This window comes from Bacteroides sp. D22, assembly GCF_000163675.1.
GTDB lineage: Bacteria > Bacteroidota > Bacteroidia > Bacteroidales > Bacteroidaceae > Bacteroides > Bacteroides xylanisolvens.
Window position 1 is genome coordinate 36,915 of the sequence record NZ_GG774795.1, and the last position, 13,259, is coordinate 50,173.

Annotated in this window: 13 protein-coding genes; 9 read left to right on the plus strand and 4 right to left on the minus strand. The window is 44.3% G+C overall.

Annotated features, from left to right (window positions below):
- Positions 1 to 3: 3 nt before the first annotated feature.
- Positions 4 to 897 (minus strand): 1,4-dihydroxy-2-naphthoate polyprenyltransferase, encoded by an 894-nt coding sequence (locus HMPREF0106_RS24075; RefSeq protein WP_004316990.1) that lies wholly within the window; start codon positions 895 to 897, stop codon positions 4 to 6.
- 160 nt (positions 898 to 1,057) lie between these two features.
- On the opposite strand from HMPREF0106_RS24075, the gene HMPREF0106_RS24070 reads away from it, so the two are divergent.
- Both HMPREF0106_RS24070 and HMPREF0106_RS24065 read left to right on the plus strand, forming a co-directional pair.
- Positions 1,058 to 2,137, plus strand: a complete 1,080-nt coding sequence (locus tag HMPREF0106_RS24070) for a metallophosphoesterase (protein WP_032850958.1) — start codon at positions 1,058 to 1,060, stop codon at positions 2,135 to 2,137.
- 197 nt (positions 2,138 to 2,334) lie between these two features.
- Positions 2,335 to 3,624: an ATP-binding protein gene (locus HMPREF0106_RS24065; RefSeq protein ID WP_009038688.1), complete on the plus strand. Its 1,290-nt coding sequence runs from the start codon at positions 2,335 to 2,337 to the stop codon at positions 3,622 to 3,624.
- Positions 3,625 to 3,629: 5 nt separating this feature from the next.
- On the opposite strand, the gene nadD is transcribed toward HMPREF0106_RS24065, so the two are convergent.
- The 3 genes from nadD to HMPREF0106_RS24050 form a co-directional block, all read right to left on the minus strand.
- Positions 3,630 to 4,220, minus strand: a complete 591-nt coding sequence (gene nadD, locus HMPREF0106_RS24060) for a nicotinate (nicotinamide) nucleotide adenylyltransferase (RefSeq protein WP_009038689.1) — start codon at positions 4,218 to 4,220, stop codon at positions 3,630 to 3,632.
- Between the two features lie 208 nt (positions 4,221 to 4,428).
- On the minus strand, positions 4,429 to 4,998 hold the full coding sequence (gmk, locus tag HMPREF0106_RS24055; RefSeq protein WP_009038690.1) for a guanylate kinase: 570 nt from the start codon (positions 4,996 to 4,998) through the stop codon (positions 4,429 to 4,431).
- Between the two features lie 172 nt (positions 4,999 to 5,170).
- Entirely contained in the window at positions 5,171 to 6,049 is an 879-nt protein-coding gene (locus HMPREF0106_RS24050; RefSeq protein WP_008641269.1) for a YicC/YloC family endoribonuclease, read from the minus strand.
- Positions 6,050 to 6,138: 89 nt separating this feature from the next.
- On the opposite strand from HMPREF0106_RS24050, the gene tsaB reads away from it, so the two are divergent.
- From tsaB to rseP, 7 genes are all read left to right on the plus strand, one after another.
- A complete protein-coding gene (tsaB, locus tag HMPREF0106_RS24045) occupies positions 6,139 to 6,828 on the plus strand; it encodes a tRNA (adenosine(37)-N6)-threonylcarbamoyltransferase complex dimerization subunit type 1 TsaB (protein ID WP_032850936.1) in 690 nt (229 codons plus the stop codon).
- Positions 6,829 to 6,857: 29 nt separating this feature from the next.
- Entirely contained in the window at positions 6,858 to 7,469 is a 612-nt protein-coding gene (locus HMPREF0106_RS24040) for a DUF4290 domain-containing protein (RefSeq protein WP_004316998.1), read from the plus strand.
- A 157-nt stretch (positions 7,470 to 7,626) separates the two neighbouring features.
- Positions 7,627 to 8,931, plus strand: a complete 1,305-nt coding sequence (gene murA / locus HMPREF0106_RS24035) for a UDP-N-acetylglucosamine 1-carboxyvinyltransferase (RefSeq protein ID WP_009038692.1) — start codon at positions 7,627 to 7,629, stop codon at positions 8,929 to 8,931.
- Positions 8,928 to 9,479 carry a ribosome maturation factor RimM gene (gene rimM / locus HMPREF0106_RS24030; RefSeq protein WP_009038693.1) on the plus strand — a complete coding sequence of 184 codons (552 nt, stop codon included), beginning with the start codon at positions 8,928 to 8,930 and terminating at the stop codon, positions 9,477 to 9,479. Before murA ends, rimM begins: the two co-directional genes overlap by 4 nt.
- A 139-nt stretch (positions 9,480 to 9,618) precedes the next feature.
- The gene (locus HMPREF0106_RS24025; RefSeq protein WP_004317001.1) at positions 9,619 to 10,479 is read left to right on the plus strand and encodes a M23 family metallopeptidase; all 861 of its coding nucleotides are present in this window, start codon (positions 9,619 to 9,621) and stop codon (positions 10,477 to 10,479) included.
- 97 nt (positions 10,480 to 10,576) lie between these two features.
- Complete coding sequence (locus HMPREF0106_RS24020) at positions 10,577 to 11,746, plus strand: 1-deoxy-D-xylulose-5-phosphate reductoisomerase (RefSeq protein WP_004317002.1); 1,170 nt, start codon at positions 10,577 to 10,579, stop codon at positions 11,744 to 11,746.
- A gap of 124 nt (positions 11,747 to 11,870) precedes the next feature.
- Positions 11,871 to 13,226, plus strand: coding sequence for an RIP metalloprotease RseP (gene rseP, locus HMPREF0106_RS24015; protein ID WP_004317003.1), 1,356 nt, complete (start codon positions 11,871 to 11,873; stop codon positions 13,224 to 13,226).
- Positions 13,227 to 13,259 lie beyond the last annotated feature (33 nt).

Here is a 13,259-nt window from a genome sequence, read left to right on the forward strand (position 1 = left end):
TTCTCAACTTACCAACATTCCTATTGCAATAAGAACACCCATAAACAGCATATTACGCGAAGTCTCGCCTAATATGCTGTTTAATTTTTTACCACTATATATTTTCACCATCCGTTTCCAGGTGAGGAAATGAGGAATCAAATAGAGTTGCGGAAGAAGAGCGGCTAAAAAATGACCTTCACGAAGGAAACACAGACAGAGAAGAGAAGCTGTAACACCCAGCATCAAATAAAAATAGCGGCCGAACTTCTCACCGAAACGAACGATCACTGTTCTTTTTCCACTGCGCGCATCCGCTTCCCGGTCACGGTAGTTATTGACTACCAGTAGCGTATCAATCAATAGTCCACAAATCAGAGAGGCGATAGTGACATCCGGCGTCCATGTTAGCGCTTGCACGTAATATGTTCCGCCAACAGGCACAAATCCAAAGAAGACAATCACCAGTACATCTCCCCAGCCGTTGTAAGAAAGAGGATAAGGGCCGGTGGTATAAAGAAAAGCGAATAATACACAAAGCACTCCTACGACAATCAGTTCCCATCCGGCAAAGAAAAGTAATGTGCAACCGATAAGACAGGCAAGAGCAACCGTAATAATAATCCCGGTTTTCATCGCTTGCGGAGAAATCCATCCCTGTGCACAAGCACGTTCGGGTCCCAGGCGATCTTCCCGATCTGTCCCTTTGAGGAAGTCGAAAAGGTCATTGATGAAATTAGCGGCAATTTGCATCAGACTTGCGAACAGACAGCAGATCAGTGCCGGCAACCAGTGAAAATGCCCGTCCATCGCAGCGAGAGCTGTACCTATCAGAACAGGGGTAACGGCTCCTGTAAGAGTTTTGGGACGTGCAGCTAATATCCATGCTTGTAGCGAGTTACGCTTTACTTCTTCCATACTTTAATATATTATAAAGAGTTTTGACGGACAAAGATACATGATTTTTCGTATCTTTGCACCCCAGAAAACTTCAAACTAAGAGAAGATGAAGAAAATAAATGCTCCTGTGATGGAGAAAATAAATACCCTATTGATGAAAAGAATAAATACCCCATTGATGAAGAAAACGATTTATCCACTGACGAAGAAAACAATCTACCCTGTTATCCTGTTGGCATTGCTTTTGCTTGTTTCCTGCAAGTCGAAAAAGAATATGGTGGCTAGCTTGCCACGCCCTGTCTTACATACTGATTCCATTTATCCGGATACGACTAACGCCATTGCCGGACTGTTCGCTCCCGACCACTCGAAACTCAAAGCACTGGCTGTTTCTAAAAACAAAAAGCAACATACAAAGAAAAAGGAGACTGATACCGACGCGTACGAATCCGACCGGATGCTCCGTGGAACCCAAATAACCTCTTCCAGCGTAGATGTGTCATCTGTTTATACAGGAGTGGATCGTGTAGTAAAATACGACTTCACCCACCGCGATGTCCCTGAAGCTTTTGAAGGTTTCCGCATCGCTTTTATTTCCGATTTACATTACAAAAGCCTGCTGAAAGAGAAAGGATTGAACGATCTTGTCCGTCTATTGATTGCCCAAAAAGCAGATGTTCTTTTGATGGGCGGTGATTATCAGGAAGGTTGCGAATATGTAGAACCTTTGTTTTCCGCACTTGCACGTGTAAAGACACCAATGGGAACCTATGGAGTGATGGGTAATAATGATTACGAACGTTGCCACGACGATATTGTGAACACAATGAAACATTACGGAATGCGTCCGTTAGAACACGAAGTGGACACGCTGCGTAAAGACGGCCAGCAGATTATTATCGCCGGAGTACGCAATCCTTTCGATCTGGGGCGCAACGGAGTATCACCCACTTTGGCACTCTCTCCCAAGGATTTTGTCATCTTACTGGTTCATACGCCGGATTACATAGAAGATGTTTCAGTAGCCAATACAGACCTCGCTCTCGCAGGACATACACACGGCGGACAAGTCCGTGTATTCGGAGTCGCCCCAGCACTGAACTCACACTACGGCAATCGTTTTATCACCGGACTGGCATATAATACAGCAAAAATACCTTTGATTATAACAAACGGAATAGGAACTTCAAAGTTACCAATCCGTGTCGGTGCTCCGGCAGAAATCATCGTCATTACTCTTCATCGATTGACGGAGTAAGGTATCGTAACTTGGTACAATAACAAACAGAAATAGCAGCATCATACACTTTTCTGATACGACTTTCTGTAACATACCACACTTTTAGGGTATAACTTTTTGTTAAATACCACACTTTTAGGATACGACTTTTTGTTATTATCCTTTTTAGTGCTTACATTTGTACCTATAAGTAGCTGACAATAAAAGAAAGAAGTATGAGAAGAAATGCAATGCAACAATTGTACGATTGGAAAGAAAAGTCTACACGAAAGCCTTTGATTATTCGCGGAGCCCGTCAGGTAGGAAAGACATGGCTTATGAAAGAGTTTGCGGCTACTGCTTACAAACAGTTTGCCTACATCAACTTCGAAGACAATGAAGTGATGAAAGAGGTTTTTCAAAAAGATTTTGATATCGAACGTATTTTGATGGCTATCCAGTTAGTAACCGGAAAAGTAGTAGATACAGATACCTTAATTCTTTTTGACGAACTTCAGGAAGCCCCACGCGGCTTGACAGCCATGAAATATTTCCTGGAGAAAGCGCCACAGTATCATGTTATTGCAGCTGGTTCTTTACTGGGCATCGCTATGCATCAAAATGACTCTTTCCCGGTGGGAAAAGTCGATTTTATAGACCTATATCCACTTTCTTTTTCCGAGTTTTTAGAAGCTATCGGACAAGAGTCTTTTGTCAGCTTGCTTGTAAAGCAAGATTGGAACCTCATTTCTACCTTCCGTTCTAAATTCACCGACTTCCTTAAACAGTATTATTTCGTAGGAGGAATGCCCGAAGTAGTCAATGCATTTATTGAGCATAAAGACTATACCGAAGTCCGCCAGTTGCAACAAAACATACTGGATTCTTATGACCGTGATTTTTCCAAACACGCTCCTATTGCCGAAGTCCCTAGGATTCGTATGGTGTGGCGTTCGGTTCCTGCACAACTGGCTAAAGAAAATCGCAAATTCATTTATGGAGTTATAAAAGAAGGAGCAAGAGCCAAGGATTTTGAACTGGCCATAGAATGGCTGATAGATGCCGGTCTTATTTATAAAGTAAACCGGGTAAAGAAAGGTGGAATACCTTTATCGGCCTACGAAGATTTTTCCGCATTCAAACTGTTTATGCTAGACACCGGATTAATGGGAGCAATGAGCGGACTCCCCCCACAAGCATTATTGGAAGGCAATGTTTTATTTACCGATTATAAAGGAGCAATTACCGAACAATATGTGTTACAACAACTGAAATCAGTGAAAGGCTTGAATATCTATTACTGGTCTTCAGATACTTCCAAAGGAGAATTGGATTTCCTTTTGCAAAAAGAAATCTGTATTATTCCGGTCGAAGTGAAAGCTGAAGAAAATTTACAGTCGAAAAGTCTGCGCTCTTTTGTTGAAAAGAATCCAGAACTACATGGCATCCGTTTTTCCATGTCAGATTATCGGGAACAAGAGTGGCTAACAAATTATCCGTTATATTCTGCCGGATATGTATTTTAATATATTCAAAGGCGTATATTATCTTTCTTGATAGCCTCCCAAGCTCTCGGATGTAAGAAGTAACGAATATCTTTCCCTGCATTCAAGGCTTCCCGAATAAAAGTGGAACTGATTTCAAAAACAGGGGAATGAACAAGACGCACGGTTTCCGGCAATTCCTCTTCTTTTACAGGAAAGCCGGGACGAGGATAAATGAGGAGTTGATTCTCTTTAATGATGCGTTCGGACTGATACCAGCGTCCAAAACGTTCCCAATTATCGGAACCGATAATGAAATAAAATTCCCGGTCGGGATACGCTTCACGAAGTTTCTCCAGTGTATATACGCTATACGAAGGACGGGACAAATGAAATTCAAAGTCTGAAGCTCGAAAACGAGGATAATCACTGATGGATAACTCCACTAATTGAAGACGAAGCTCGTCACTCCATAATTCAGCCTTCGTTTTCAAAGGATTCTGCGGACTTACCATAAACCATATTTCATCCAACCCTTCATACTCACAAAGGTAATTGGCTAAAGCGAGATGCCCGATATGAATCGGATTGAATGACCCGCTGAAGATTCCGGTTTTTCTTGTTTTAACTTGATTCATTTTCCGCTATTCTTTCTTGCTTTATTTTCTTTCTCCACTTCGGTAAAACAATAGCTTGTCTGATTGTGAGAAGTAGCGCAATGCCGCTTATGAACCATTGTTGAAAATAAAGGCATACAATAAAAGCAAGAAGATTCATCACACCGGTGACGGCACACAGATACATCCATTTTCGGGTGTTACAATTCTTCTTGTACATTCTCAAGTCTTATTCTTCGGCTAAAAACTCTTTGATTACTTTCAACGCTTCTGCCTTCGCAGCTTCCAAATCGTCATTGACAATCACACAATCGAATTGCGGAGCAAATCCCAACTCATATTCCGCCTTAGCAATCCGGCTTTCAATAATTTCCGGGGCATCCGTTCCGCGCCCTTCCAACCGGCAACGTAATTCTTCCACCGAAGGCGGTTGAATGAACACTGACAACGCACGGTCACCATAAAACTTCTTGAGATTACATCCACCTACCACATCAACGTCAAACACAACATTCTGACCTGCTTCCAGTTGCTTTTCCACTTGTGCCTTCAACGTTCCGTAATAACGGTCCTTATATACTTCCTCATACTCCAAAAATTCGTTGTTCTCAATGCGACAACGGAATTCCTCCGGCGTAAGAAAGAAATATTCCACTCCGTGCTGCTCCGTCCCACGCGGAGGACGGCTGGTAGCAGAAATAGAAAATGCAAGATTCAAATTCTGCGTCAGCAGATAATTGATAATAGTAGATTTGCCCGAACCTGACGGGGCAGAGAAAATAATTAGTTTACCGGTCATTATTAAAGTTTATTTGACATTAAGTTATTTACGATTAGACGATTTACGATGCACGATTGATATTATTTTTTGAATTTATAAATATCCAAATGTGTACACTATTATTTCGCAATACTAACTTCAATCGTACATCGTAAATCGTCTAATCGTAAATGAATTTATTGTGAGTAAATTACATCACGTTCAACACCTGCTCCTTAATCTGCTCCAACTCATCTTTCATCTGAACAACGATTTTCTGCATTTCGGCATGATTGGACTTGCTACCTAACGTATTGATTTCCCGACCCATTTCCTGGGCGATAAAACCAAGTTTCTTACCTTGTCCGTTACCGCTTTCCATTGTACTGATGAAATATTTCAGATGGTTGCTAAGGCGTTGTTTTTCTTCATTAACATCCAGTTTCTCAATGTAATAGATCAATTCCTGCTCCAAGCGGTTCTTGTCGTAATCCACACTTAATGTCTTTTCGAGAGCATCCGTGATGCGTTCTTTCACTTTTTCCACACGTTCTTTTTCGTAAGGAGCGATCTTTTCGAGCAGGCTTGAGATATTGGCGATCTTTTCACGGAACTTCTTTTCCAGTGCAGCACCTTCCTGTTTGCGGAAATCTACTAGATGACTGATAGCATCGAGCACAGTGGCATGCACCATTTTCCATTCCTCTTCGGTCAGTTCCTGGATTTCCGTTTTAGTCATCACATCCGGCATACGGAGCAATGTCTGAAACCAGTCAGCAGGAACAGGAATACCAAGATTCTGCGAGATTGCCAAAATCTGTTTGTAGTAACCTTCCACCAATACTTGATTGATAGGAGTCGCATTTTCTGCCGCTTCTTTCTTCTCGATCCACAGGCTGAAATCGACCTTTCCACGTTCCAGCACTTTAGAAATCTCATTACGGATTTCAATCTCTTTTTCACGATACGCCGGAGCGATGCGAGTGGATAAATCCATTGCCTTGCTGTTGAGCGACTTGATTTCTACATTTATTTTTTTATCAGGAAGTTCGGCCGTAGCTTTGCCGTATCCTGTCATAGACTGTATCATAACCTTAAAGTTTTGTGCAAAAGTACACGAATATTTTAAGAATTGGAAATAATCATGTAAATTTGCGACAATTTAATAAGCTGATTTTTATGTCGTGTATACTGAATATTGAAACCTCTACCTCTGTTTGCTCGGTAGCGGCCAGTCAAGACGGACAGACGATTTTTGTGAAAGAAGATTTGAAAGGCCCTTCACACGCCGTGTCTTTAGGAGTTTTTGTAGATGAAGCGTTGTCTTTCATAGACAGTCATGCCATCCCTTTGGATGCAGTCGCAGTGAGCTGCGGGCCAGGTTCTTACACCGGACTTCGAATCGGGGTTTCTATGGCGAAAGGAGTTTGTTACGGACGTAACGTCCCATTGATCGGTATTCCGACGCTGGAAGTATTGACTGTTCCGGTGTTGTTGTATCACGACTTGCCCGAAGACGCTTTGCTTTGTCCGATGATCGACGCCCGCCGCATGGAAGTATACGCAGCCGTTTATGACCGCAGACTTCAGGTGAAACATGCAGTAGCTGCCGATATTGTAGACGAAAACTCTTACTTGGAGTTTCTGAACGAGCAGCCGGTTTATTTCTTTGGAAACGGGGCCGACAAATGCCGCGAACAGATCACGCATCCGAACGCACATTTTATCGACAATATTCACCCGTTGGCTAAAATGATGTTCCCGCTGGCAGAAAAAGCAATAGCCGACGAAGATTATAAAGACGTGGCTTACTTCGAACCTTTCTACCTGAAAGAATTCGTTGCTTCCATGCCGAAAAAACTTCTTTAATTTTTAATTTTAAACTTTCAATTAAATAAATGCAATACAATACTCAACAGAAAAGAATGCCGCTTCCCGAATACGGGCGTAGCATCCAGAACATGGTAGATTATGCGTTGACCATTCAGGATCGTGCAGAACGTCAGCGTTGTGCCAACACCATCATCAACATTATGGGAAATATGTTCCCCCATTTGCGTGATGTGCCCGACTTCAAGCACAAGCTCTGGGATCATCTGGCTATCATGTCCGGTTTTGAGCTGGATATTGACTACCCGTATGAAATCATCCGTAAGGACAACCTGGTGACCCGTCCGGATCCGATCCCCTACTCCACTGCCCGTATGCGTTATCGCCACTACGGACGCACACTGGAAGTGCTGATAAAGAAAGCAATCGAATTCCCCGAAGGAAACGAAAAGAGAAACCTGATTGCCCTCATCTGCAACCACATGAAGAAGGACTACCTGGCATGGAACAAAGATACAGTGGACGACAAAAAGATCGCCGAAGACCTGTACGAACTCTCCAACGGGGAACTCCAAATGACTGACGATATCGTCCGGCTAATGGCAGAACGCCTGAACCAGAACTATCGTCCGAAGACGAACTATACCAACAATCGTCAGAACAACAAGAGAAGATACTAAGAAAATAGGAAATAAGTATTAAGTATTAATCGCAGCCATTTGTTGGCACTGGTTGGATTTCTTTTACTTATTTACTTAGCGTGCGATACCGTACGGTTAATACTTAATACTTAACACTTGATACTTAATACTTTAATCACACTTAATACTTTAATTAATGGCTTCATTTGTAATCGAAGGAGGACATCGGCTTTGCGGAGAGATTCACCCGCAAGGAGCTAAAAACGAAGTTTTGCAGATAATCTGTGCCACATTGCTAACCGCTGAGGAGGTAACAGTGAACAATATACCTGACATTCTTGATGTCAACAACTTGATTCAGCTCTTGCGCGAGATGGGAGTGACGGTTGCAAAGAAAGGCATTGATTCTTATAGTTTTAAAGCAGAGAATGTAGACTTGGCTTATCTGGAAAGCGATGATTTTTTAAAGAAATGCTCCAGTCTGCGAGGTTCTGTCATGCTGATTGGCCCTATGGTGGCACGTTTCGGCAAAGCGTTGATATCCAAGCCGGGAGGAGATAAAATCGGTCGCCGCCGTTTGGATACTCACTTTGTAGGTATTCAGAATTTAGGAGCAGACTTCCGTTATGATGAAGGACGGGGCATTTATGAAATAACAGCCGACAGACTTCAAGGAAGCTATATGCTGCTGGACGAAGCATCCGTCACCGGAACAGCCAATATCGTAATGGCTGCCGTGCTTGCCAAAGGCACTACTACCATCTACAACGCTGCCTGCGAACCTTACGTGCAACAACTCTGCCGGTTGCTCAACCGGATGGGAGCGAAAATCAGCGGAATTGCCTCCAACCTGCTTACTATTGAAGGTGTGGAAGAATTGCATGGCGCGCAACACACCGTATTGCCCGATATGATTGAAGTCGGCAGTTTTATCGGCATGGCAGCCATGACAAAAAGCGAAATTACCATTAAGAACGTTTCTTACGAGAACCTTGGAATCATCCCCGAAAGCTTCCGCCGCCTGGGCATCAAGCTCGAACAGAGAGGAGATGACATTTATGTTCCCGCACAGGAAACCTACCAGATAGAATCATTCATCGACGGCTCCATCATGACGATAGCCGACGCCACCTGGCCGGGACTGACTCCCGACTTGCTTAGTGTGATGCTCGTTGTAGCCACACAAGCCAAAGGCAGCGTACTGATCCATCAGAAGATGTTCGAAAGCCGCCTGTTCTTTGTGGACAAGCTAATCGATATGGGTGCACAGATCATCCTCTGCGACCCTCACCGTGCCGTAGTCATCGGACACAATCATGGCTTCAAGTTGCGCGGTGCCCGCCTGACTTCACCGGATATACGTGCTGGTATCGCCCTTCTGATTGCCGCCATGAGTGCCGAAGGAACCAGTACCATTAGTAACATCGAACAGATAGACCGTGGTTATCAGAACATCGAAGGACGTCTGAACGCTATCGGAGCCAGAATCACCCGAATATGATAAAGAAAGAAGAAGTATATAAGATAGGATTATTCAATAAACCGCATGGTATTCACGGCGAATTGCAGTTTACGTTTACGGACGACATTTTCGACCGTGTGGACTGCGATTATCTGATATGCCTGCTCGACGGTATTTTCGTGCCCTTCTTCATTGAAGAGTACCGTTTCCGTTCCGACTCCACCGCTTTGGTAAAACTGGAAGGAATAGACACCGCCGAACGTGCCAGAATGTTCACCAACATCGAAGTTTACTTCCCCGTAAAGCATACGGAAGAAGCGGAAGACGGCGAATTGTCCTGGAACTTCTTTATCGGTTTCCAAATGGAAGACATTCATCACGGACCTCTGGGAGAAGTGATAGATGTAGATAACACTACGGTAAACACCCTTTTTGTGGTTGAAAGAGAAGAAGAGGAACTACTCGTTCCCGCCCAAGAGGAATTTATCGTAGGAATAGATCAGAAACAGAAACTCATCACCGTGGAACTTCCCGAAGGGTTACTCAATCTGGAGGAGTTGGACGCGGATGACACAGCTCCCGGATAAATCAGGCACGAATGACACAGATTCCACGGTTTTCATTAATCAAAATTCACTGGGAAGCCGTGTCATCCGTGGCAAAACAAAGATTAGTCCGGCCGCAGCCCCTTTTAATAGTTTAATTTTTAATCTTTAATTACCAAAGATGCCAAAGAGAAGACGAAGTAAAGCTTTCTGGAAAAATTTCAAGTTCAAGTATAAACTAACGATCGTTAATGAAAATACACTTGAAGAAATTGTCGGACTTCGTGTATCCAAGCTCAATGGACTATCCGTTTTACTTTGCGTGCTGGCAGTTCTTTTCCTGATTGCTTCCTGCATCATTACTTTCACCCCGTTGCGCAATTATCTTCCGGGATATATGAACAGTGAAGTCCGTACACAGATTGTAGATAATGCGCTGCGTGTAGACTCTTTGCAACAAGTGCTCAACAAGCAGAACCTCTACATCATGAACATTCAGGACATTTTCAGCGGGAAAGTGCCTATCGACAGCGTGCAAACGCTTGATTCGCTGACTGCTGCCCGTGAAGACACGTTGATGGAACGAACCAAGCGGGAAGAAGAATTCCGCCGCCAATATGAGGAGAATGAAAAATATAATCTGACCTCCATCACTTCCCAACCGGACGTGACCGGATTGATATTATACCGTCCGACACGAGGCATGGTGTCCGACCACTTCAATGCCGAAAAGAAACATTACGGCACTGACATTGCCGCCAATCCCAACGAAAGCGTACTGGCAACCATGGACGGAACCGTCATCCTTAGTACATACACGGCTGAAACCGGTTATCTGATTGGCGTGCAACACAACCAGGATTTAATTTCGATCTACAAACACTGCGGCTCTCTCCTGAAAAAGGAAGGTGAACGGGTGAAAGGAGGCGAAGCCATCGCCCTGGTAGGAAATAGCGGAACACTTAGTACAGGGCCGCACCTGCACTTCGAACTTTGGTATAAAGGTCACCCGGTAAATCCGGAAAAATACATTGTTTTTTAGGTTGTCAATGATGAATGATGAGATATGGCGAGTGATGAGATATAAGTGATAATCAGCGATGATATGTTTGTCAACAAAATAGGAAGAAATAGATAAAATGAATATAGAGACTAATAAAAAGAAAAAACAAATAGCTATTCTAGGCTCCACAGGTTCTATCGGGACGCAGGCTTTGCAAGTCATCGAAGAGCATCCCGACCTGTACGAAGCATACGCACTGACAGCCAACAATCGTGTGGAACTACTGATTGCCCAGGCACGGAAGTTCCAGCCGGAAGTGGTAGTGATAGCCAACGAAGAAAAGTATTCCGAACTGAAAGAAGCATTGAGCGACCTGCCTATCAAGGTGTATGCAGGGACCGACGCTATCTGTCAGATTGTGGAAGCGGGTCCTATTGATATGGTATTGACAGCCATGGTCGGTTATGCCGGACTGAAGCCGACAATCAACGCGATCCGCGCCAAGAAAGCGATTGCATTGGCAAATAAAGAAACATTGGTAGTAGCAGGTGAACTGATTAACCAGCTGGCACAACAATATCGCACTCCGATTCTGCCGGTAGACTCTGAACACTCCGCCGTTTTTCAGTGTTTAGCGGGAGAAGTGGGCAATCCGATTGAGAAAGTGATATTGACTGCCTCCGGAGGTCCGTTCCGCACTTACACTTTGGAACAATTGAAGTCTGTGACTAAGACACAGGCCTTGAAACATCCCAATTGGGAAATGGGAGCAAAAATCACGATTGACTCTGCTTCTATGATGAATAAAGGTTTTGAAGTGATCGAAGCCAAATGGCTGTTCGGTGTTCAACCCAGTCAGATTGAGGTGGTTGTGCATCCGCAATCAGTCATTCACTCGATGGTGCAGTTTGAAGACGGAGCTGTAAAAGCACAGTTGGGCATGCCCGATATGCGCCTGCCCATCCAGTATGCATTCTCCTATCCCGACCGTATCAGTTCTTCTTTCGACAGGCTCGATTTCTCCAAATGCACGAACCTGACGTTTGAGCAACCCGACACGAAACGTTTCCGCAATCTGGCACTCGCTTACGAAGCGATGTATCGCGGAGGGAACATGCCTTGCATCGTTAATGCCGCCAATGAAGTAGTGGTAGCCTCTTTCCTGAAAGACGGCATCAGCTTCCTCGGCATGAGCGACGTGATAGAAAAAACAATGGAACGGGCCACCTTCATTGCCAACCCGACCTACGATGATTATGTGGCTACCGATGCGGAAGCAAGAAAGATAGCAGCAAGTCTGATATAATTCATTTCGTAGAGGAATAAAGAAAATAGAGAAATTGATTAGTATTAATATAAATTGAAAATAGCCTTTATATCTTCTCTTTGGCAGAGAATCCAGTGAAGGCTTTAAACTGTAAATAGACTATATGGAAACATTTTTGATTCGTGCCCTGCAATTGATTATGAGCTTATCTTTGCTCGTTATCATTCATGAAGGCGGGCATTTTCTTTTTGCCCGTTTGTTTAAGGTGCGTGTAGAAAAATTCTGCTTATTTTTTGACCCCTGGTTCACCCTGTTTAAATTCAAGCCCAAGAAAAGTGACACAGAATATGCAGTAGGTTGGCTGCCATTGGGCGGTTATGTCAAGATAGCCGGTATGATTGACGAGTCGATGGATACCGAGCAGATGAAACAACCCGAACAACCGTGGGAGTTCCGTTCCAAACCGGCGTGGCAACGTCTGCTAATCATGGTGGGTGGCGTACTGTTCAACTTCCTGTTGGCCCTGTTCATCTACTCGATGATTCTATTTGCGTGGGGCGACCAATATATAAAGGTGCAGGAAGCTCCTCTCGGTATGGATTTCAACGAAACGGCCAAATCCGTAGGTTTTCAGGACGGCGACATCCTTCTTTCTGCCGACGGTGTTCCTTTTGAACGTTATGACGGCGATATGTTGAGCCAGATTGCCGACGCCCGCGAAGTAAGCGTTATCCGCAACGGTGCGAAAGCCTCCGTTTATATCCCTGAAGACTTGATGCAACGCCTTCTGGCAGACAGTATCCGTTTTGCCTCCTACCGTTTCCCGTATGTGATAGACAGTGTGATGGTGAATTCTCCTGCCGCACAAGCAGGCATCCAACCGGGTGACAGCATTATCGCCCTGAACGGAACACCGATTTCTTTCTCCGACTTCAAAGAAGCGATGGCAGAACGTAAGAAAAACGCGGAAACCCTGCTCAAAGACAGCATAGATCCGCGCCTGATTACACTGACCTATGTGCGTGGCGGCGTAACCGACACATTGAATATGCGTGTAGACTCCGCCTACCTGATGGGTGTAACCGCCTGTCTCGTCACAGACCGCCTGCTCCCTATGGTGAAAAAAGAATATACTTTCTTCGAATCCTTCCCGGCAGGTGTCTCCCTCGGCGTAAAGACCCTGAAAGGATATGTAGGAAACATGAAATACCTCTTCTCGAAAGAAGGAGCCAAACAGCTAGGTGGCTTCGGAACGATCGGCAGCATCTTCCCCGCTACATGGGATTGGCACCAGTTCTGGTATATGACAGCCTTCCTTTCCATCATTCTGGCTTTCATGAATATCCTCCCTATCCCCGCATTGGACGGCGGCCACGTGCTCTTCCTCTTCTACGAGATGATAGCGCGCCGCAAACCGAGCGACAAATTTATGGAATACGCTCAAATGACCGGTATGATTCTACTCTTCGGTCTGTTGATATGGGCTAACTTCAACGATATTCTAAGGTTCTTCTTCTAACAGACCAAACGACAGAAGAAAGACATAAAAAAA